Genomic DNA, 22,630 nt, shown 5'->3' with positions numbered 1-22,630 from the left:
CTATTAAAGGCTTTGTTCACAAATGCTATAACCTGATGTTCCTGCAGTTATATGATTATATGTAATATCCCTATATATAATTGAAAATGATTCTTCTGGTTGCATATCATTGCTATTGATTGAATGAGGTATTCTAACATTGCGATTGATAATGTAGGCTTCATTAATTTTAACAACTAAATACTTTTCTATGGTTCCATTTGTTGTCGTTTTATAAATACTCAATTCTAATTGAAGCTTTTCATTATTAGAGTTTGCCACTAAAAGCAGTGGGGTTGATTTATCAATCATCTTAATAAAATCAACAGGATGGTGAGTCATATTTTGCATACGCGATGTTGATTCAGAATACTGAGTAATAAATATTTCATCTTGATGATTTAATTGAAATTTATTCCCTATAGAATCCTCAGTTCCACAGCCTCTTGAAATTAAACCTTGTCGTTCACCAGTTAGCTTTAAATAAATTATATTAGACATTTATTTCAATAACCTATGTTGTTTTATGTAGACAGAATAGTAGCATATTGGTTAATCTTAAATCAAATTTCTCAACTTTTATGTCGATAGATATGTGAGGCGACACGCCGATTTTTCAAAGGAAATTAAATACCAATTCGCCGATACAATGGGGGGACATATTAAGTGCCACGAAACCGCGCTTGCGCCACTGGTTGACAGGGTTTTAATTGTTCGATCTAATAGCAATTTAATAGTTTAATGGTCGAAGACGAAAGAATCTTTCAGCGATAATTTATAGGGAATGAATTAGGTGAAAACTGTTTGGATTAGTGAAAAATCATTTTTGGCAATGGCTAAGTTCATGAACGACTATAACGAAGCTAAAAAGAACCAACACGGAATTAACCAGCCAAAACGCTGTATTTCTTCGTTTCACACTTATGTCAAGGCTAAGTTAAAATGTCCGCCTTTCAGCAAAGTTGAAATATCCTTTTTCTTTCCCCACGTCGAATAGACATTAGCATTGAGCCTCTACAACTTAGGTTCGCATAATGCATATTATGTTAAATAGAATATAGTGACTCAATAATGCCATAACATGGCTTACTCCAAGTACACATCTTCATCCCTATCGGTCCGATAGCCTATTTTAAAAATTGAATAACTTAATCTTCACAAATGTATCCTTGGCATCTAAAACCTTTCCATCTTTACTTACTGGTAATATCAATCCAATTTCTGAATGCGTCTCCTTATCTACTAATATGGAACGTGGCTTATTAGACTCAAAAATAGATAAAAGCGGCTAACAAAATTGTTGCCGCTTGGTCATGTAAAAATCTTTAATTCTCTATAAGAAAGTCTTTTCTCATCGGGACAAATATATCTAATATTTCCCCGCTCTCTAAACATTCACATTGGTGTTTTTCATTAGATGGAATATAAATAACATCACCACTATTAACTCTATTTTCTATTAAACCAACACGATAATTAAATGAGCCGGATATGATATAACTCATCTGTTCGTGTGGATGTTCGTGAAGTTCACCAATTGTTCCTGTAGTTAATGACACCTTTGCTATCGTCATGTTTTCACTGCCAAAAAATACCTTCCGTAATGTTCCAGGCGAAATATTCTTGGCATTTATAGTCTTATCGAAAATAAACATTATTTAAAATCCAATATTTTTGTTCTGCGGTTATTTATTTTATATTAACGCACTTGTTCTTCATTGTTTTCGATGGGTACAATTGGCTTAATATCTCTTAACATAATTAAATAAACCAATGCGCCTATAGCACAAGCAATTCCTGAAACAATTAAAGCCCATATAAATGATCCCGTTGCTGCAATAATATACCCTGTTACTATTGGGCCTAATATTCCACCGCAGTTAGATACAGCACTTTGCATGCCACCTAATACTGAAGTCATATTGCGTGGGGCGACATCTCCCGGTAAAGACCAAATAGCAGATGCGGCAAATGCAAGAGCAGCGTAAGATAAACATAATAATGTCATCATTAACGTCACTGATTCAACTAAGCCTGAAAATGCAATACTCGTAGCAATTAACATTCCTCCTACAATCGGGATTTTGCGAGCGAGGCTGACATTATTATATTTGATAAACAAATAGTCAGTAACCCAACCGCCCAACCACTGCCCAGCAATACCACATAGTGGAGGGAGCATTGCTGCAAACCCCATTTCTTCAAGGCTCATCCCCCGCTCCATCATTAAATAAGCAGGAAACCAAGTAATAAAGAAATAAATAGCATAATCCAACATGAAAAAACCAATACACATTGCTTGAACATTACGATAGCGAATTAACTGGTACCATTTCATTGGTTGGATATTATCGATGCCTTCTTTTTTAACTTGCCCTTCTCGAATATAAGCAAGTTCTTCGGCACTAATTTTAGGATGTTGTTCAGGATCGTGATAAACCTTAAGCCAAGCAAATACCCAAATAACGCCTAGGGCTCCACAAATAATAAATGCCGCTTCCCAGCCCCATTTAGCAATAATCCACACCACTAATGGCATAGCAAAAGCAGTACCAAATTTTGAGCCACTATCAAATAATGCAGTGATCCTACCGCGTTCTCTATCCGGGAACCATTTTGCTGCAATACCACTATTACACGGATAAGCCCCAGCCTCTCCCATTCCCATTAAAATACGCGTTGAAATAAAACTCAATGGTGTTTTAGCTAATGCTGTTGCTGCGGTAGCTAGTGACCACCATAATACAGACCCTGCCAATGTTCTTCTTTGTCCATATTTGTCTGCAATAAAGCCAGCAGGAATTTGGCAAAGAGCATAACTAAGAAAAAAGGCAGACATAATCCACCCCATCATCTCTGGGGATATTTGTAACTCTGCTGAGATCGTTGGTGCTGCTGCTGACATCACCGTTCTATCTAGATAATTAATAACAATTGCGAGTGTCATTAAAATTGCTATCGAAAATCTGACTTTTGTACCTTTATTTTTATATTTCATAGTAACCAGACCTTTATATAAATGGATGCCAGAAAGAGGCTTCTTTCTGGCTAATAACTTTAGTTACTTAAATAAACGTTCAGGATTTATCGTGAATTTAGCGAGCTTCTCGATATCCAACTCAATACCCAGACCTGGTGTATTTGGTATTGTAAGGTAACCTTGTTCGTCAACCTTGAAAGGCGTTTTAACGATGCCATCAATATATTGGCTACCACCAATAAATTCGACATAATCCACTTGTGGGAAAGCGGCTGCCATTTGTAAGTCAGCAGCAAGCCCCATTGCCGTATTCCAGCCATGGCCGACATATTTCACGCCAAACTCATCCGCTAGCCATGCGATTCGGCGTTGCTCAGAAATTCCACCGACTTTAGTCACATCCGGCTGAACAATATCAAATGCTCCTTGCGATAACCATGGCAAGAAAGCTTGACGGCGAGTTAACACTTCACCTCCTGCAATGGCTACAGGGCTCTCTTTACGCAGCACTTTGAAGTCTTCAATATCATCAGGTCGTAAAGCTTCTTCAAACCAACCTACCTGATATTCAGCTAACATGTGTGAGGTTTGGATTGCCCATTTTAAGCCATTCGGCCAATATGCATCGCTCGCTCCTGCATCAACAAATAGTTGGGAATCTTGCCCTGCTGCATCCCTTGCAGCTTCAACAATTGCGCGGTCTAATTGTTGGTCATTACAGCGGCCAAAAGGTCCCCAACCAATTTTGAATGCTTTAAATCCTAATGACTTATATTCTAGGATCACCTTGTGCATAACATCTGGCTTTTCCATCAGCAACGAACAATAAGGTTGAACTTTTGACCGGTAGTTCCCTCCTAATAGAGTGCTTACTGGTAGCCCTGTTGCTTTACCTAGAATATCCCACAGTGCAATGTCGATCCCACTAATTGTGTGTGTTAGTGTACCTCCACGTCCCATCCAAAAAGTATTTTGTCTTAACTTTTCAGATACTCGCTCCGGCTGCAATGCACTTTCACCAAGACACAAAGACGCTAATACTGGGATAGCAGCTTCAACCAAACGACCATCAGTAAATACACTGCCATAGCCTGTAATACCCGCATCAGTATGAACTGCAATGATGGCATGAATAGGATCTTCTGGCTTTATTTCATTTGACCAGCCCCCCTTAGGGCTTTCTCCAAATAGTGGAACGGCAACAATCTCAGTAATTTTTATCTCTTCCAATCGTTTATCCATCATTTTTTCCTTCACTCTTTCTTTCAATAACAGCTTATTAATTGGGTGCATTAAACTAGATTGTAAGATTGTATACAATATTCAATTGCTTTAATTGTGATCTAAATCGAGTTTGTTCGATATAGCTTCTGACTGCCATTCTTATGTTTTTGTGGTCTATGATTTGATGATGTGGTAGTTTTATTAGAGCAAATTTTGAATAACTAAAATCATTACTACTTGATTAATAAAAATTTTATAGGCATTCACGATGACTGATAGTAAAAAAAATCTTTTTTTAGATAAAACGGCAAAAGACGATTACTGGCAGCCTATTAAAGCAAGAACACTGACTGACGATGTAGTTGACAGGTTGGTTGAAGCTGCCACTCGTGGTTATATTTTGCCCGGTGATCGTATTGTTGAAAAAGAAATAGCTGAAAAAATGAACGTAAGCCGCGTTCCAGTTAGAGAAGCTCTTCGCGTTCTCGAAAGCCAAGGTATTGTTATCAACGAGCCTTTTAAAGGTATTCGCATGGCTCCCGTTTCTGAAGCGCGTCTTGATGAGCTTATAGAGGTAAGAGTTCTATTAGAATTACATGCCGTTAGACGATTTATTTATCAGAAAAAGCATTTAGATACGCAATGTGTCACTGAGTTAACAGAATGCATTAATCAAATGACCAAAGCGGCAACACTCGAAGATAGCTATCTTTTTTCTTTAAGCGATGTCCATTTTCATCGTACATTATGTGAACTAAGCGGTAATAAGACATTAACGTCTTTATGGGAAAATGTGGCAAAACAACTCACTATTATTATTGGAATATCAACATTCACTAAGCCAATGGAAGAAATTATCCAAGAACACCATGTGCTATTAGATAAAATTCGTACGGGTGATTTACCGCTATTAGAGAAAGAAATTAAAGAACATATCCGTAATCAGAATAAAAAAGTTAATTTCAATCTAGCCGTCAATAAAAAAAGAGAACAATAGAGCCACCAGCAATAACAATCGACAACTTATACTACCATGCTCTGTTTTTTTAGATGTTGAAGAAAGGGAAATGTGAATTATCCTATCAGGGTGATGAGGTTATTGAATAGAACCTCTTCACCCTCCCGAAGATAAATATCTTTTTCACGAATAACTTAAACAATTGTTTCTTAAAGAGTCCATTATTAATATTTAATGTCGTTTCATAATTTTGATTGAGCGAGTTTTTTGGCTATATCCTAGCGTATTGTGCGAACCGCCCATCTCTGTATGGTATTTTCCTGTATAATTATCGCCTTCGTAAAAACGGACAATCCAGCCGTCAGGGATAGTATAAGAGGCTATTTTATCTGAGAAATGGTGACGGGAAAGATACGGAATATCGTCAAATACTTCGATATAATCGCCCTTTTGCCACGATTTAGCGTAAACAATTAGGCTTTCTTCAATATATTGATCACCAAACGATAATTTACTGGTGCTGCATTTCGCATCTTGAGCTTTACAGAAAATACTGCCTTGCCCTTGCCCTAATTCACAGCGTCGAGAGGTTTTGTGTCGCGCTGTTTGTTCAGACATTGCAGCTTCTGCATAGAAATTAGAAAAAGGAGATAAAGCGCAAACATGCACAACAACAGAATCATTACGGGATGGTTTCCCATGATAATTAGATTTTGCGACAGTAAAACTACTGAATAACAATAATAATAACGCAATCTTTTTCATTTTTGAGGTCTTTTAATGATTTGAATAGCGTAAAATTACAATTACTTAATGCAAATCACTAGCGGAACACTCTGATTAAAAATTAGCGATACCCTCTTTTATGATTTTGAGAAGACCAACTGTAACTTGCATCGCTGGGAACTAACTTATCTTTTTTCTTTTCTGCACGTAATTTTTTCGTTTGCTTTTCGACTTCTTGAGATATTTCGGTAATGATTTGTTTTCTTACTTTGCTCTGCTCGGAATTTGTTAATTCACGGCCAAGTTTTTTCCTTTCTTGAGCAAGCCTTGTACGCACTTGGATTTTTTGAGTTTCGGTCATTTCTTGAATCGTTAACATCTTCATTGTATTACCCCTTACTCATATTAAAATACCTAACAACAATATATCATTATTAGGCAATAAAACACTAACCATTGTTTTAAGCCTAACATTAATGCCAAGCAATAGGATTAAGAGTATAGTAACCTCATTGCAACTTTAAAGAATCTCGCTGTTATTATGGAATTAACCTCGTCTTCGCAAAATATTCGCCAAATCTTAACTACTGACACACCACTCATCGATGTCAGAGCTCCTATCGAATTTCAACAAGGGTCGATGCCTAATGCGATTAACCTTCCGTTGATGAATGATGATGAACGTGCTGCCGTTGGTACATGCTATAAACAACAAGGTTCTACTAAAGCCGTTGAGTTAGGCCACCAACTTGTCAGTGGTGATATTAAAATTGCGCGGATCACAGCGTGGAAAGAAGCCTGCCAACAAAATACCCATGGTTATATTTGCTGTGCGCGTGGTGGAATGCGCTCCCATATCGTGCAATCGTGGCTAAAAGAGGTGGGAATTGAATACCCTCTTATTAACGGTGGTTATAAAGCATTGCGACAAACTGCAATTGATGCCGTCAATGAGCTGGTTCAGCGGCCTATCGTTTTAGTGGGCGGTTGTACCGGTAATGGTAAAACCACTTTAGTCCATCAACTCGCGAACGGAATTGATTTAGAAGGTCTCGCACATCACCGAGGTTCTTCTTTTGGCCGTACATTACAACAACAACACTCCCAAGCCACGTTTGAAAATTACTTAGCGGTCGCTTTATTGAAGAAAGCCCAATACTGTCAACATTGGGTACTGGAAGATGAGGGACGTGCCATTGGTGCAAATAGCCTACCTCTTGAACTACGCACACAAATGGAAAAAGCGCCAATCGCTATTATTGAAGACCCCTTTGAGCTACGTCTTGAGCGTTTAAAATATGAATATTTTGATCGTATGACGCAAGATTTTTTAGCAACTTTTGGTTTTGAGCGAGGCTGGCAGGAATATAGTGACTATCTGCACCATGGCCTATTAGCCATTCGCAAACGTTTAGGCTCACAGCGGACAATCGAATTAACCCATTTACTTGATCTTGCTTTAGCAGACCAAAAAACAACCGGTGATACCCAAACACATTTTTCGTGGTTAATTCCATTGTTGAATGAATACTATGACCCAATGTATTGCTATCAATTAAGTAAAAAGCAGCATCGCATCATTTTCCGTGGTAATTATAAAGAAGTTGAACATTGGCTAACTGATCAACAATGATGCATTTTCTTTCACCACAAATAGCCTCATCGTATGGAGTCTGAGGCTATTTTATATCGTAATGGCTTGAACATGATTATAAAACCTAGAATGGTGATTTTTTTACTACCAGCTCGCTAACCCCTTGGTAAATCAACCTTGTAGCCAATCCTCCAAGAATTAGCCCGACGCCTTTGCCGACAACTTTATGAACGCGTGAATAAGTTCTACGCACAGAGGTTAAAGAGAATGTTTGGCATAAAATTATCCGCCAAATTAGTGATGCAACAACAATTCCCATCCAAATAACTAACTTAGTCCATAATGGTGTTGATGGGGAAATAGTCGTTGAAAAAATACTCATAAAAAATAAAACGGTTTGTGGGTTTGATAAATCAGAAATCAAACCCCGCCTAAAGTAGACACCTGATGGAAAACTTTCCATGGTATTTTCGGTGGACAGATTGAGTTGTGTTTTGTTATTGAAAACACTCACTGCGTAATAAAGCAAATATAAACCACCCAGAATTTTAATGAGTGAGAATAATGAGCCGAATTCCGCCATTAATGTGACCAAACCAAATAAACCGAGACCTGAATAAATGGCATTGCCTAATACCACGCCATAGCCACAGGTTAACCCCGCTTTTTTACCTGAGCTTAATGTGGTTTGCACCACAATAAACAAATTTGCCCCAGGATTAAAAAAGGTCAGTATAAATAAGAATAGCGTGATGATAATGCTGTGTAATGGATCCATTATTTTTCTTCAAAAATTTAAGGTTAACCATTATAGTCACGGCATAGAGAGTAATTCTGTTTTACTATGCACATTTTCTGAGCTTAAATCAGAAAATGTGCTGGCTTATGATGACGCTAATGATTTTTTACGTTGCAACAACCATTTATCTAATTCATTAGCAAATTGCTGCCTGTCTTTCTGGTTTAAACTTGCAGGCCCACCCGTTTGGATGCCACTGGCTCTCATGGTATCCATAAAATCACGAATATTAAGGCGCTCACGAATGGTAGCTTCGCTATAGCGTTCTCCTCGAGGGTTTAATGCATTCGCGCCCTTTTCTATAACCTCTGCGGCTAATGGAATATCTGCTGTGATCACTAAATCATCTTTTTGGGCTCGCAACACAATTTCATTATCAGCCACATCAAACCCTGCAGGTACCTGTAAAGTTTTTAAAAAAGGTGAAGGAGGTACCGTTAAACGCTGGTTTGCAACAAATGTTATTTGCACTTTTTCTCTATCTGCTGCACGGTATAAAACCTCTTTAATTACTTTTGGACATGCATCCGCATCTACCCAAATTATCATTATGATTTCCCAAATAGTGATTATATATAATGAGATATGATACCAGACAACAAAATCACAGGCTTAAGAAAATACATTTTACAATTTCATCACCATTTCATGCCACGTCATTCCACCATGATCGGATTCTGACGGTTTAACATATTGGTAGCCAAAGTGCTTATACAGGTCAATATGGCGTTCTTTGCACATAAGATGAATTGTTTCTTTATTCTTCTCCTTCATGGAATTAATAAATGTTTTCATCAGTAAGGACGAATAACCTTTACCTTGATATTTGGGATGCACGACCACTGACATAATAACGACATTCGGTGCTTTTGGGTCATGTCCAATGAGCTCTTTAAATTCCTCATCAGACATCACAACCTCCCATGCACAACCCGCATTAATAAAACCAACCACTTCTCCAGCTAATTCCATACATAAAAAACCGTCTGGATATTGTTGGATACGCGTGGCTATTTTTTCTCTTGTTGCCGCTTCATCCCCTTCATAGGATTCGACTTCAATCGCATAACAGGAGTCAACATCACCGAGTGTGGCCGCTCGAAATACTGGAGAGTACATTAAGGTTACCTCATTAAATTATTTTTTATGATTTTATCACTACATGGTTTATTTTTTCGTTGTTTTTAATGGCCATTTTCGCATTCAACTGCTACTTTTTGTTGGGTTTTATCGCGTAAGTAACTCAACCATGTTGAAATTAAAACTAAAACACCGCCAGAGATAGCAACGGCGTAGCCTGCGTAAGAGCCGTAGGTATCCACCATTTTACCCGTTAACATTGCACCAATTGCAACACCGATATTTAACCCAGCAAGTAACCAGGTCATTCCTTCTGTTAATTTATTTTGTGGAACAATTTTCTCAACTAATGTCATCGCAATGATCATCGTCGGTGCAAAGAACAACCCGGAAATAAACACCACCACAGATAAAGAATAAACCCCTACGACCCACCACATTGGCACAATAGAAAGAAACGTCATTAAGCCGCTGAGGAAGAGTAAGCGTGGCAAAGGTGTGTTAAAGGTTAACCCTCCAAATACGATCCCCATTGCACATGAACCGACTGCATAGGCCGATAACACTAAACTGGCCATCGCCGGTTGCTGTTGTAATTGAGCCAAAGTGACACTCAAGATATCCACACTGCCAACAATCACACCTAAAGCAATCATCAAAACAATCAATAACTGCAATCCAACCATTGAAATAATTGATTTATTCGGGATTACAAGATAATCAGATACAACTACTTTAGGTTCAGTGCTGCGTTGTGAAATAAACAAAGCCATCCCCACAGCGAGTAGAATTGCTGCAACCAGTAAACCCGCTTGAGGAAATAAAGCAACACTGATCCCGACAGATAACGGTGGGCCAACAATAAAAGTCGCATCATCAAATACGGTTTCTAATGAATACGCCGTTTGTAATACGGGCTGATCTTTATACTGTGCTGTCCACCTTGCCCTTACCATGGCAGACATACTTGGCATTGCTCCCGTTAACAGTGCCCCGATAAATAAGCCGATATCGGGTAATGATAACCACGTAGTGATGATGATAATAAAAACACCGAGTACACTGACAGCAGTTACCACCGGCAAGACGCGAAATTGACCAAATTTATCCACTAAGCGGGAGACTTGTGGAGATAGCAACGCATAAGTTAATACAAAAGTTGCAGAAACAAGCCCTGCCAAGGTATAGCTCCCTTTCAATTGTGCTAACAGGGTAATGATCCCGATCCCCATCATTGGTAACGCTAAACGTGCCAATAACCCTGCTATCACAAAGTGCTGGTTTTCTTTTGCCTGAAATAACTGCTGATAGCGACCTATCATATGAACTCCAAAATGAAATTTAATTATACATACGATACGTATGTATAATTATGATATAATCATACACATTGAATGTAAATAATTATACGCCATGTATGTAAGAGGTTTTTAATGGCAAGAAGAACACAAGCGCAAATGGCGGAAACACGTGCAAATTTGCTAACTACAGCACGAGAGCACTTTAGCCGACTCGGCTATGCAGAAACTTCAATGGATGAAATTGCAGCAAGCGTTAATCTCACACGCGGTGCCCTTTACCACCACTTTGGCGACAAACAAGGCTTATTTACTGCCGTTGTTGAGCAAATCGACTCACAAATGAACGCACGGTTACAAGGAATTACTCGCCATACTGAAGACTTATGGAACAGTTTCTGTCAACGCTGTCATGCTTACTTAGAAATGGCATTAGAGCCCGAATACCAACAAATTATTTTGCGTGACGCGAAAGCTGTATTAGGCGATTTTTTAGCTAAATCAAACTTACAGTGTACCGAACAGATTGAACGCTTACTTTATGAGCTTGCCAAAAAAGGCATTATTAAAGATATTGATACCCATGCATTGGCTTTTTTAATTAATGGCGGTCTCGCTGAAGCAGCATATTGGATTTCACAAAGTGATAGTCAACAGCGATTAAAGAAAAGTATCGCTGCCATCGATATCATGTTATCAGGGTTGTTACTCACAAAAGGCTAACTTTGCGTGGCCTTTCGCTGGCGCTGATATTTTATCAGTGCAAACAATATACTTGCTGTAAAAAAAACAGGAACTAGTAGTGTTAGTTCTAAATATACAAAGCGATTGAAACTAAATACATCCCCTTTCATGGCTAATTTATAGGCAAATGGTAAGGAAATACATCCTGAAACAATGGCAATCTTGAGTAATGCCATTAACTTTTTCGCATACTCTTGCTGCTGAATTGCAGATTGCCGACGGTAGTACTGCGTGTATTTTATCAACAAGTACAACGCTCCCAATAAAGAGCCAAGGTGTTGCAGTAATTTATAAATAGCAATTTCTTGGCTATCCGTCATGTTAAATACGACAAGCTGCAAAAACTCAGCGTGCCGAACAAAAGCCCCTGACTGATGAGTAAAAGCATCCCAGATAATATGGCTTGCCGCACCGATATAAAAGGAAAGCACGACAATACAAAATTGTCGAAATGAACCTACACTCCTGTTTTTCAAGGGAAATGGCACAGCATAGTGGAGATAAAAAACACTTTTTTGTACAAAAATAGTGATGAGTAAACATAATGGTAAGCCAGTATATAACCAGCCTATCAAGTCATGAGCCGTAGTGGCTGCCGAGTACCACATCATTGAATAAAATAGATCTGGGCTTAGGCTACCTAAAATTAAGGCAGGTAAGCTTAAAAAATGCCCAAATCGACTTTGTTTTATCGGAAAAACGACTGCAGGATGGGAAAAAGTCCAAGGCATGGTAAATTGCTCATTAACGTCATCAATAAGCCACTATCATGATAAATAAAACCCAATAAATATAGGCGAAATATCGGAAATATTTACTGGGATGATAATTACCTAAAGTAAAGCTTGGAAAGTCTGCTTTAATTTGTCTACATCTTGCTGAGTTGTTGACCACGAGGTACAAAAACGAATACACGTGGTTTCCGGTGTCGGCTTACAAATTAAGCTTAACTGATAGTGTGTTAATAATTTATTCGCCAGTGCATTTGGGAAAATAACGAAAACTTGGTTTGACTCTACGGGCGCAAGAAATTGGAATCCCTTTTCAGCAAAAAATGAAGCGAGTTGTGATGCCATCTCATTAAGATGACTTCCCAATTTAAAATACAAATCATCATTAAACAGTGGTTCGAACTGGGCGGCGAGCAGCCAACCTTTTGCTTGTAGCCCACCTTTTTGCTTAATACTAAAACGGAAATCTGATTGCAATGCAGGGTTTACAAGCACCAAAATCTCCCCAGTTAATGCACCTATTTTCGTTCCACCGATGTAAAAAATATCGGTCAACTTCGCGACATCTTCAATGGTTAAATCACTATATTTCGACATTAAACCAGAAGACAAGCGAGCACCATCCATAAATAACAGTAAGTTATGAGCGTCACAAACCTCGCGTAGCGCAACTAACTCTTGTTTACGGTAAACAGTGCCAATTTCGGTTGAATTACTGATATAAACAAGCTTAGGCTGGACAGTATGTTCATCATTATGTTCAGACAGCACCTTGATGATATGCTCTGGTGCGAGTTTTCCTGATGGTGAGTCAACAGTAATAACTTTATGTCCTGTCGCTTCAATTGCCCCCGTTTCATGAACGGCGATATGCCCACTATCTACGGTGATAACCGCTTGGTGAGGTCGTAAAACGTGGGAAATCGTTGTCAGATTAGTAATTGTACCGCCATTAAAGAAATGAATATCAGCACTAGGTTGGCCAATTCTCAATCTAATTTGAGCTGCAACCCTGCTACAAACCTCATCAGTGCCATAACCTTTGAAACGTTTCCCTGATAAATCATTTAAAGTCTGCATAACTGCAGGGTGAGCTATTTCATTATAATCATTTAAAAAGCTATACATTCACTTACCTACCAATACCTAGTTATATTAATTTATAACCATCATTTATAGGTGCATCTAATTTATTATTCAATGATATTTTTTCTATATAAATACTAAATTTAACGATTAGTATTATTTAATCTACTGAGATGAAATATTAAGTCATTCATGGTCTATTTAATTGATAAATTGGAATATTGTAAAAGGCGAATTTAAGGTTGAGAACGCCTAAACGTCAAGTTATAGCGGTAAGGCCCTAACAACGGGTGTACACCTGATTTAATACGACGTACTCCATGATAATTTAACCGTGACCGACCGCCCCATACCAAGACATCCCCATGTTCTAAATAAACAGCGATTTTAGGCGCATCACGGGTTGCCCCACCAAAATCAAATATTGTGGGTAGCCCTAAAGAAAAAGAAACAATTGGATGAGTGAAATCAGCTTCGTCTTTGTCTTGGTGCAATGACATTGCAGCGCCAACTGCATACCGGTTAATTAAGCAAGCATCAGGGATAAAATGTTCGAAGCCAGCGGTACTCGCTGCTGAAGTTGCCAATTGAACAAACGAAATAGGCATAGGTTGCCACGGCTGATTCGTGACAGGGTCACGCTGACTGTAACGATAACCCTTTTTATCTGTCACCCAACCCCAGTCGCCGCAGTTAGTCATTGCTGCCGACATTTGATAACCATTGGGTGTTGCCATATGCCTTAATGGATTAGCAGTAATAACGTTGCTTAATGACTGCAATAATGCATCACTTTGCCCCAGTAAAAAACCTTTGAGTAAAAAAGCCTCTGGTGCAATTTGTACGATATTATCTTCATCAGGAAATAACATATTAGTCACTAGTCACTTTTTTATAATCCAAGTGAATACTCTAATGGATATTAACACAGGAAAAAAGGTTGCTTAGCACAACAAATAAGCAACCATCAAAATACCTTTAACGTTGATAAGCTAAAGTGACTTTTCTTGTTTCCGCTCGTTGGCTCGCCCACACACTGAGCAAAATGACAACCATACCAATAAATTGCAAGGTGCTAAGTTGTTGATTGAGATAAAACCACCCCAAAACCACTGCACTCACAGGGCTTAAGAAACCCAGTGACGCAACTGAACTTGGGCCTAATATTGCAAGCCCACGGAACCATAAGGCGTAAGTCAATGCTCCCCCAATAAGCGTTAGATACCCCAACCCGATTAAGTTTAAAGGGCTCAACGCTGGCAAAGCTGGTTCAAACATAATGGCAAATGGTAATAAAACTAAGCCTCCCGCCGTTAATTGCCATGAAGTAAAGGTTAAAGCGCTCACTGGTGGCTGCCAGCGGCGACTCAAAACCGTCCCTGCGGCCATTGAAAATGCGCCTGCTAACCCTGCAACGATGCCTAGAGGGTCTAAGGCGGCATTCGGTGTTAAAAGTAATATTGCCACCCCGAATACCCCCGCTATTGATGCGATAATGGATACTGCAGATAAGCGGTTATTTAACAACCAGCGGCTTAAAAATAGGACAATTAATGGCTGTACGGCGCCAACCGTTGCAGCTACACCACCAGGTAAGCGATACGCAGCAATAAACAGTAACCACCAAAATAAAGAAAAATTTAAAACACCTAATATCACCACACGTAACCACCAAATACCCTCGGGAAGTTTTCGCAGCACGAGTATCAATAGTAACCCTGCGGGTAAAGCGCGCAATACCGCCAATGTTAATGGTATCCCTGCGGGTAACATTTCCGTTGTCACTAAGTATGTGCTTCCCCATACAATCGGTGCCAATGCTGTCAATCCTAAAACTGTTATACGCCCCATATTTCTCTTCTCTTAATTTATCTTGACCTCAAGATATGTGCATTTTACCTTGACGTCAAGATAAATAGCCGCCATTATTTACCTATGGATAGAATAGATAAAATCACTCAACAGTGGGAAAGAGAACGCCCTGACCTCGATATTAGCCCAATGGGATTAATTGGCCGGTTGGGTAATGTCGCGTACCACTTAACTCGGGAAATGGAAAAGGTCTTCGCTCAATTTGGCCTTAACCGTTCAAGTTTTGATGTACTTGCAACTTTGCGCCGTGCAGGAGCTCCCTATACGCTAAGCCCAGGGGAAATGCTCTCAACGTTGATGGTCACATCGGGGACAATGACTAACCGAATAGACCAATTAGAAAAAGCGGGGTTAGTCAGCCGCCATACCAACCCGGATGATGGCCGTGGTTTTTTGGTTTCATTAACAACTGAAGGCTTAACGCTAATCAACCAACTTATTGAAGTACATACACAAAACCAAGCTCTCCTCGTTGCTAAATTGTCATCACAAGAGCAACAAGCATTGAATCAGTTATTGCGGACATTCTTAGCGTCATTTGAGCCTAATGAAAAATAACACGCTGTCTTGAGCATAATACGAGGGGAAATATCTCCCCCTCGTATTATTCATTGAATTGAAAAGGCAATGGCATTTGTAACCTTTCAAAACGGTCACATAAATAAACTAACTGTAATAGTACTTGGGGTTGTAAGTCACTGGAGGTAATCAATGGCTTAAACTGATTAGCCAACCAAAGAGCCCCCAAATCCTCAAGCGTTCTAATGACATACGCGATTTCATTTTGTTGAGTTTGGGATAAACATTGCCTTCCTGTACACGCTTGCGTTTCTAGTACTGAAAGTATCGGCCGAACAAGTTGGCTAGCTAACGTTAATTCAGGCACAAAAGCTTGGCTTTTTTGCTGTTTTTTCGCCATATATTCGATAATTTTATTAAAAAAACCGGAACGTTGCTTCTTACGTGGTGTACTTTCAAAGTCTAAGTAAAACAACTCAATGCCGTGTTCCTTTTTTAACCATAGCGTTTTAGGTACCAACTGAATCGCCTCTTGCGAATGATTTACCTGCACCGTAACAGCACAAATTGGCCATTGCTGTTTTGTAATAAAACGCAATTCTTCAATTTTATGGTCATCACTCCCTTGCCAGTTTAACCGTAAAAATGCTCGGTTTTTTTGTGAGTCAGTCACCGCCCATAAGACACATTGTTCTGTTTCATCCCAATAAAGCGGCTCATAGTCATCAATATGCAATAAAACGGGGGAAAACCTGTTGTCTTGTGTGAGTGTTGGCAACTCATTCGCCGCTAACTGCCAATCGGTATAACCAAATTCAGCTTTAATGTTAAGGTAATCATTGGTTGTTATCCCATTTTCTTGACTGCTAACGGCATAGCCTTCGCCACTAGCTGATAATTTCCCCTCCTCTGATACCCGTGGTGAATGCAATTTAAAGGGAGTTTTCATCAAACTCTCGGCGGTATGTTTCCATAACGCCAGTGTTTGCCAAACATTTTGTCGATTAAACGTTGGGTCAAGGTTATTACTACGACCTTGCGTGCATTGAATGATTTTTTTATTTTGTCGATCCCAAAAGCTCAATGTAGCACCAATCGCACCACTTTCGGTTTTCCACCAATTTGCATCGATAGGCAATAAATCAAATTCCATGGGGTGATTGCTATACTGCCGTCTTTGCAACCCTTTGAGCTCAATAAGCTGATGTTCATTTGCTACTAATAATTGATGCAAATAAGCTGATATTTCAGCTATCAACCTTAAAACTTGCCCTTCATCCATTGTAAAGTGCTTATCAGCTAACCGCCTGACTTGCTGGCTAAGGCGTCTCATATAATTGGCTAAGCGAGGCAACCCTTCCGCACGCGCTGACATATTCAGTAATTGCAACTGGCTAGCACTGCTTTGGCTAATATGCGATAACCCTTGTCGTAACATATCCTGAATGAATTGTTCTATTGAACTCATCACCATTTTATCATCTTGGCTAAGCGCCTGTTGATGAGTTTGACTTGCGGTTAATTCCTCAGGCCAATGCCACTCTTGGCCATGCTGAAGCATTAATTTTGCAATAATAGCGAGATGAACCGCATTTTTTTGTTTTTCGGGTAGTGACGAAATCATGCCCTGCAAACCACTACCACGCATATAAATAATTGGCTCATCATATTCTGGTAGAATAATTTTTAACTGATTCGATTGCGCTTCATAAACTAATTCTTTTTCTTGCCACTCCTGTATAAACCTAAACGCTAAACGCATATCAGGCTTAGAAGCTTGCTTGATTAGGCTTTCTGGTAACAATGCTAATAACTCACTTAGCACCGTTTCACTGGCTATCGGTTTCGCTGAATCAATTTCTGTGGTTGCATTCGATTGTACCCACAAAACGGCCGCTAAAATGTGTTTACAACACCCCGTTGCTGGGCAATCACAAGTAGCTTTTTGGATCCCTTGCGCATCTAAAGAAACACGTTGCCCATCACTCGTGAATGTTCCAGCGTCTAAGTCTGTTGGGTTAACCTTTTGGTTTTCAACGTCTTTACGTGCACGTCGAAGTAACCCCACATTCGCAAATACGGCTAATGCATCGTCGTCATACTGTAAGTAACTGTTTTGCCAACTCATTGCATGACCTCTGCTAACCATTGTGCAAAATGTTCCGGTGTTAATGCAGCAACATGCATCCCTCTATCTGCGAGTTTTTGGGCAATGTCTGGATCATAAACGGGCAGTGCCTCATCATCCAACGCCGCTAGACCCAATAACTTCACTTGTTGGCTATGTAGGCGTTGTGTGCAATTGAGTAAATGATTCAGTGCGCCACCCTCTTCAAAATCACTGATTAAGCTAATCACGGTACGTTTTGGGTTGCGGATTAAACTTTCGCAATATTGCATAGCTTTAGCGATATCCGTTCCGCCCCCCAATTGCACAGTCATTAACACTTCAACAGGATCATGAGCAAGATGGCTTAAATCAACCACTTGAGTATCAAAAATCACTAAAGATACACGTACTGTCGGTAATGCCGCTAATATACTCGCGCATACAGCCGCATACATAATAGAACTCGCCATTGAGCCACTCTGGTCCACACACAGGATCACATCCCACGGTAAGTGTTGTTGTTGACGAGAATTAAAGTGAGGCGTTTTTATCACTAACCGTTGATTTTGTTTATCATAATTCTTCAAGTTGGCAGCAATAGTTCCTCGCCAATCAAAATTACGGCTGTTTGGTACCAGTGAGCGTCGAAAACGGTTACGCCGCCCTGTTAATGCATGACGAAATTGGTTACGCATTTGACTCAAAATATCATCCACCACTTTGCGTATAATATTTTTGACGGCATCACGGGTTTCTTCGTTCATCTTCCCGCGTAGGCTTAACAACGCTTTTGCGAGAGATTTTGTTGGCTCCATGGCATTTAGCGCTTGTGGGTCCTTTAATAAGCTACTGATCTCATAACGTTCTAATGCTTGGGATTGCATTCGCTCAAAGGTACTATTGGGGAACAATTTACGCGCTTGGTTTAACCAATTAACCGCCGTTAATTGAGAAGCATCTAAGGAACCATGGCGCCCAGCTTCTTGCTTTAAACCTCGGCGTTGGTATTCCCGACGATATAAAAAGTCCAAAGAGCGTTCTATTTTTAACTCTTCAGCACTAAAGACGGCCTGACCAAGTGCATTATCGGCATATTGCCCAAGTATTAAACGCCAGCGCTTAGCCAATTGAAGCTGTTCAGGGGTTAATGTGACATTTTTCTGACTCATTATTTGCCTTCCTGAGTGCTAATAAGCCAATTTTGTAACCCTAATTCAGTGAGCTGGCTTTGTAATTGTTGTTCGAGTTGAATCACTTGCATCATTTGTTGTTCATTAAATTCTGTTTGGTGCAGTGTGAGCTCTTTTGCCTCAATCGCTAAGTCTTGTGCCACATATTGTGCCATTTGTGCATTTTGTTTAGGTGTTAGCTGGCTAAACGCAAACCGTAAATCAGGTAAAACCTGAATAAAACGCCCTTCATCCCATTCACTAAGTAACTGATTTAACATATCAATGAGTAATGGTATGCGTAAGACTAACTCGGGTGCAGTTCGCATCACACCAATAAAATAGCCAATTGCCATTTCGGGATCACTACCGGTGCTGAACGCGCGTTTAATTTCCTCTATCAAGATGGTTTCATCAATTTTCGCCCCAAGGTAACGCAAAGCATCAACGGCACCTTTTAAAAGAGGCGCATGGTTTAACTGCCCTTCACAGCGGTCTAATTCATGATAAAAATCGATGCTATAATCATGATTTTTATTAATTTCAGGCATAAAAGTGATTAATTCACGGCAAGCAAGTAATGCTGAAAAATGGTGTTCCTGCTGCTGTTCATCCCCTTGTGTAATTTGTGCAAAACAATAAAACGCTTGTTGCAACAGGGCATCTAAACGTGATTCGATAGCAAAACCATCTTCAATATCAAAGAATTGGCGCCCTCGCCACAGATGAACAAGCTTATGACCACAAGCTATCAAGGATTCAAACTTTGCATCCTGTTGAATATAGCCATCCAACAAAGAAAACAATGCAGGCATCCGTTGATGCAGCCCAATTAATGCAGCCTGCATAAGTAATGCGACCGCACTTTGGCTTGAACGACTAACGCCTTGCTGTTCTAGGTTTCTTTCCATTTCAAACAAACGGTTTAGCGCGATAGTTTTTAATTGTGTTCCTTGTTCCGATAAGGCAATCAATTCCCCTTCAACATTGGGCGTCCACGCGTATTGCCACTCTTCAAACAATAAATCCATTTGGTTACCAGACAAAAAGTTTGGCCCAGACAGATGCTTCGCAAAATGGATATCAAGAAATGCTAATAAATGTAGGAATCGGCTACGCGCACGATGTTGTTGATTACGATAGACATCTAAGCGACTCACTTTACTTAAGGTGTCATCAAGCTTGAAACGAAAACTTTTTGCTATTTCATAAGTTTCAGTGACCAACGGAGGCGTTGCTGTCCCTTTGGGGATTTTCCCGAGTAAAAAGCCAGAGAAACAGGTTTTTATTTCCTGCCAAAGCTCAATTTGGCTTTCATCTAAGCTACCTTTGATAAAAACACTTTGTAACCCATCTAACAGATCATATCGCCCAGGTCCGGCATGCCCACGAAAGGCAGCAAGACGAATGCTTTGCTCTGCGGCCAGTTTAACCGATAAAAAACCAGGAGCAGCTTCAAATTGCTTTTCACGTAAAACATGCGCAACTTTAGAAAGATAGGCAACACCTAGACGATTTCGATAAGCTTGCGTAGGCTGGTTATCTCCCGCCATCTGCGCTTGGCGTTGTTGTAACAATGACAACCATGATTGTTGGTAAAATGCAGGGGACGGCATTCCTGATGCATAGCCATTTAATGCATCGAGTTTGTCATAGCTATAGCGAATGAACCAAGCCTTGTCTTGTTCACCCAGTTTTTGCTGTTGGATAAACGTTTTTTGTTGTGCCGCAGAAAGCTTAAATTGTTGTTTGTGAGCCACTTCCAACCCTTCAAGAAGAGCAAGGGTATGGAAGCCCCCCGTTACCACCACAATTTTAGCCTGTGGATGTTGGGCTTTAATGGTTTGGATATGTGCTTGCATATATTGCTCACGCTGTATAGAACCTTCTGACTCAAGGACTTGGGGTTCATAATCAAGTCGTGCCAATGCACACCATATAAAGCTGTCCATAAAAAATGCAGGCCAATCTGCCAGTTGTTCAATCGTTCTTAATTCAAAAATTTGTTCCCATAATTCATCATGGTCACGGCAACCACTTTTCTTCGCAAGCTGGCTAATAAATAAGCTATGTACTAAGTAACGCTCTTTCTGCAAACTTTGAGATTGCATATCATTAGCTTCGTCTTCATTAACTTGCGCTGTCCATGGTAAGTCAATAAAACGTAGCTGGGCTTGGTATTGCTGACCTATTTGTAAAGCCTGCCATTCAGGGGAATACTCACAGAATGGGAAATAGGCAGAGCGAGTGACAGCGTCACTTTTATCATCTGTCTGTGTCGGTTTTAATTCTGTTTGCGCCATAATGGCGACGGGTGGCTGGGTATCATGATGTAATAAGCTCGTCAGTAGTTCATTAAAACTATCAGGTCCCTCGATTAAAACATAGTCAGGTTTGATTTGTTCAATCAAAGACAGCGTGCTGTATGCACATGCGGGACTATGATGCCGAATAGGTGCAAAGTAGATACCGGCTGATTCAAGTTGTTGCCTGTCGTGTAATGCATTTTCAATGCGTTCTGGTAAAGATATAGATAGCAAGCTCACCGCTGATTTCCCTAAGGGTTATTCGCCTTGAATGGCCTTTGCTGATTTAATCATCGTGACAATAAGTGGGTAGAACCATAGCGGCTCTACCCTTGTTATGAAAACTTATTGCCAAAATGCCCTCGATGCATCAAAAAAAGCTTTCCAGTCTTGGCTATGTTTTGCCCTTTCTCTCGCGACATTATCAATGTAATAACGCATCCGTTTAATATCATCAGGGTTATCTTTTAAAACCACACCGATGAGCTGCCGTGCAACTGCTCCTGCATTGAGCGTACCATCGCCTAAGTAATGAGCTTCAAGCGCACATGCATAAGCAATATTAACGGCCTCGGCTGTCGACATAACCGCGTCTGGCGTTTTAATATTGCCCCCATCTTTAGTATTTCCTGAGCGCAATTCTTGAAATGTCGTAACCAACAGTTCGATCACGTTGCTTGGGATTGCCACTTGGCCGTTCAGGTCAGCTAACTCTGTGGCTAATTGCTTATTAATCAGTTCAATTTCAAATGCAGGGTCTTGGATTGGCCGCACGGTTTCAAAATTAAATCGGCGTTTTAGTGCTGATGACATCTCATGAACACCGCGATCACGCAAGTTTGCTGTACCAATTAAATTAAAGCCTTGTTTCGCGCTGATCCGTGCATTGTCTTTCATTTCAGGGATCATCATTTGCTTTTCTGACATCAAGCTCACCAGCACATCTTGTATTTCAGGGGGGCAGCGTGTGATCTCTTCAAAACGCACAATTTTACCTTCTTGCATACCTTGGTATAACGGCGAACTAACCAGTGCTTTCTCCGTCGGGCCTTCCGCCAATAACAATGCATAATTCCATGAGTACTTAATGTGATCTTCTGTTGTGCCCGCGGTTCCTTGAATGGTTAAACCTGAATCACCACTAATTGCAGCAGCTAATAATTCAGATAACATGGATTTTGCCGTCCCGGGTTCCCCTACTAGCATTAGTCCTTGCTTACCTAATAACGTCACAATTGCACGGTCAACCAAAGCATCATCACCGAAAAACTTTGCAGAAATATTGAGTGATTCATCACCTAAAATAAATTGCCTAACGGCACGAGGTGAACGCAGCCACCCTTGTGGTTTCGGGTTTTGTTTATCCGCTTCGGTTAAACGTGCCAATTCATCGGCAAAACGAATTTCTGCGCTTTCACGCAGAACATTCCCTTGTGTTGTTTTATTTTTAGTCAT

22 protein-coding genes are annotated in these 22,630 nt (G+C 40.0%); 4 read left to right on the top strand and 18 right to left on the bottom strand.

All coding sequences use genetic code 11. The annotated features are described in order from the left end of the window. Positions 1-3 precede the first annotated feature (3 nt). The 4 genes from PSE83_RS03200 to PSE83_RS03185 form a co-directional block, all read right to left on the bottom strand. Complete coding sequence (locus tag PSE83_RS03200; protein WP_096863752.1) at positions 4-480, bottom strand: Hcp family type VI secretion system effector; 477 nt, start codon at positions 478-480, stop codon at positions 4-6. 824 nt (positions 481-1,304) lie between these two features. Next, the gene (locus PSE83_RS03195; protein WP_180311948.1) at positions 1,305-1,634 is read right to left on the bottom strand and encodes a cupin domain-containing protein; all 330 of its coding nucleotides are present in this window, start codon (positions 1,632-1,634) and stop codon (positions 1,305-1,307) included. Between the two features lie 44 nt (positions 1,635-1,678). Further along, positions 1,679-2,977: an MFS transporter gene (locus tag PSE83_RS03190; RefSeq protein WP_198633371.1), complete on the bottom strand. Its 1,299-nt coding sequence runs from the start codon at positions 2,975-2,977 to the stop codon at positions 1,679-1,681. A 63-nt stretch (positions 2,978-3,040) separates the two neighbouring features. Next, positions 3,041-4,201 carry a mandelate racemase/muconate lactonizing enzyme family protein gene (locus PSE83_RS03185; RefSeq protein ID WP_198633556.1) on the bottom strand — a complete coding sequence of 387 codons (1,161 nt, stop codon included), beginning with the start codon at positions 4,199-4,201 and terminating at the stop codon, positions 3,041-3,043. Between the two features lie 250 nt (positions 4,202-4,451). Between PSE83_RS03185 and PSE83_RS03180 the strand changes: the two genes are divergently transcribed. Beyond that, positions 4,452-5,180: a GntR family transcriptional regulator gene (locus PSE83_RS03180; protein WP_272660656.1), complete on the top strand. Its 729-nt coding sequence runs from the start codon at positions 4,452-4,454 to the stop codon at positions 5,178-5,180. A 192-nt stretch (positions 5,181-5,372) separates the two neighbouring features. Here the strand turns inward: PSE83_RS03180 and PSE83_RS03175 are convergent, their stop codons facing one another. Beyond that, complete coding sequence (locus tag PSE83_RS03175; RefSeq protein WP_164565279.1) at positions 5,373-5,906, bottom strand: beta/gamma crystallin-related protein; 534 nt, start codon at positions 5,904-5,906, stop codon at positions 5,373-5,375. An 82-nt stretch (positions 5,907-5,988) separates the two neighbouring features. After that, positions 5,989-6,252, bottom strand: coding sequence for a DUF3811 domain-containing protein (locus PSE83_RS03170; protein ID WP_004254327.1), 264 nt, complete (start codon positions 6,250-6,252; stop codon positions 5,989-5,991). 156 nt (positions 6,253-6,408) lie between these two features. Here PSE83_RS03170 and mnmH point away from each other — a divergent pair, with 156 nt between their 5' ends. Next, positions 6,409-7,500, top strand: a complete 1,092-nt coding sequence (gene mnmH, locus PSE83_RS03165; RefSeq protein ID WP_144140053.1) for a tRNA 2-selenouridine(34) synthase MnmH — start codon at positions 6,409-6,411, stop codon at positions 7,498-7,500. Between the two features lie 85 nt (positions 7,501-7,585). Here mnmH and PSE83_RS03160 read toward each other — a convergent pair whose 3' ends face one another. The 4 genes from PSE83_RS03160 to PSE83_RS03145 form a co-directional block, all read right to left on the bottom strand. After that, on the bottom strand, positions 7,586-8,239 hold the full coding sequence (locus tag PSE83_RS03160; protein WP_094960558.1) for a LysE family transporter: 654 nt from the start codon (positions 8,237-8,239) through the stop codon (positions 7,586-7,588). A 105-nt stretch (positions 8,240-8,344) separates the two neighbouring features. After that, on the bottom strand, positions 8,345-8,809 hold the full coding sequence (locus PSE83_RS03155; RefSeq protein ID WP_004254330.1) for a YaiI/YqxD family protein: 465 nt from the start codon (positions 8,807-8,809) through the stop codon (positions 8,345-8,347). 78 nt (positions 8,810-8,887) lie between these two features. Then, positions 8,888-9,379 (bottom strand): GNAT family N-acetyltransferase, encoded by a 492-nt coding sequence (locus PSE83_RS03150; RefSeq protein WP_094960560.1) that lies wholly within the window; start codon positions 9,377-9,379, stop codon positions 8,888-8,890. A 65-nt stretch (positions 9,380-9,444) separates the two neighbouring features. Then, positions 9,445-10,662 (bottom strand): MFS transporter, encoded by a 1,218-nt coding sequence (locus PSE83_RS03145; protein ID WP_094960561.1) that lies wholly within the window; start codon positions 10,660-10,662, stop codon positions 9,445-9,447. Between the two features lie 111 nt (positions 10,663-10,773). Here PSE83_RS03145 and PSE83_RS03140 point away from each other — a divergent pair, with 111 nt between their 5' ends. Continuing rightward, entirely contained in the window at positions 10,774-11,361 is a 588-nt protein-coding gene (locus tag PSE83_RS03140; RefSeq protein ID WP_004254337.1) for a TetR/AcrR family transcriptional regulator, read from the top strand. Here PSE83_RS03140 and PSE83_RS03135 read toward each other — a convergent pair. The 4 genes from PSE83_RS03135 to PSE83_RS03120 form a co-directional block, all read right to left on the bottom strand. Continuing rightward, the gene (locus tag PSE83_RS03135) at positions 11,358-12,113 is read right to left on the bottom strand and encodes a DUF4184 family protein (RefSeq protein WP_004254341.1); all 756 of its coding nucleotides are present in this window, start codon (positions 12,111-12,113) and stop codon (positions 11,358-11,360) included. The genes PSE83_RS03140 and PSE83_RS03135 overlap by 4 nt on opposite strands. A 102-nt stretch (positions 12,114-12,215) precedes the next feature. After that, positions 12,216-13,241 (bottom strand): threonine aldolase family protein, encoded by a 1,026-nt coding sequence (locus tag PSE83_RS03130; RefSeq protein WP_164561014.1) that lies wholly within the window; start codon positions 13,239-13,241, stop codon positions 12,216-12,218. 194 nt (positions 13,242-13,435) lie between these two features. Next, positions 13,436-14,071, bottom strand: coding sequence for a DNA oxidative demethylase AlkB (alkB, locus tag PSE83_RS03125; protein WP_080544462.1), 636 nt, complete (start codon positions 14,069-14,071; stop codon positions 13,436-13,438). A gap of 106 nt (positions 14,072-14,177) precedes the next feature. Then, positions 14,178-15,050: an EamA family transporter gene (locus tag PSE83_RS03120; RefSeq protein WP_272660655.1), complete on the bottom strand. Its 873-nt coding sequence runs from the start codon at positions 15,048-15,050 to the stop codon at positions 14,178-14,180. 84 nt (positions 15,051-15,134) lie between these two features. On the opposite strand from PSE83_RS03120, the gene PSE83_RS03115 reads away from it, so the two are divergent. Beyond that, entirely contained in the window at positions 15,135-15,629 is a 495-nt protein-coding gene (locus PSE83_RS03115; protein WP_272660654.1) for a MarR family winged helix-turn-helix transcriptional regulator, read from the top strand. Positions 15,630-15,675: 46 nt separating this feature from the next. Here the strand turns inward: PSE83_RS03115 and PSE83_RS03110 are convergent, their stop codons facing one another. The 4 genes from PSE83_RS03110 to PSE83_RS03095 form a co-directional block, all read right to left on the bottom strand. After that, on the bottom strand, positions 15,676-17,718 hold the full coding sequence (locus tag PSE83_RS03110) for an SWIM zinc finger family protein (protein WP_272660653.1): 2,043 nt from the start codon (positions 17,716-17,718) through the stop codon (positions 15,676-15,678). Then, positions 17,715-18,869: a VWA domain-containing protein gene (locus PSE83_RS03105; protein WP_272660652.1), complete on the bottom strand. Its 1,155-nt coding sequence runs from the start codon at positions 18,867-18,869 to the stop codon at positions 17,715-17,717. The genes PSE83_RS03110 and PSE83_RS03105 overlap by 4 nt, the downstream gene beginning before the upstream one ends. Further along, entirely contained in the window at positions 18,869-21,415 is a 2,547-nt protein-coding gene (locus tag PSE83_RS03100) for a DUF5682 family protein (RefSeq protein WP_272660651.1), read from the bottom strand. Before PSE83_RS03100 ends, PSE83_RS03105 begins: the two co-directional genes overlap by 1 nt. A 105-nt stretch (positions 21,416-21,520) precedes the next feature. Next, on the bottom strand, positions 21,521-22,630 hold the full coding sequence (locus tag PSE83_RS03095; RefSeq protein ID WP_094960567.1) for an ATP-binding protein: 1,110 nt from the start codon (positions 22,628-22,630) through the stop codon (positions 21,521-21,523).

This window comes from Providencia sp. PROV150, assembly GCF_028481025.1.
GTDB classification, from domain to species: domain Bacteria; phylum Pseudomonadota; class Gammaproteobacteria; order Enterobacterales; family Enterobacteriaceae; genus Providencia; species Providencia hangzhouensis.
Note: the sequence above shows the minus strand (reverse complement) of the source record. Positions and strands in the feature narration are given on the sequence as shown.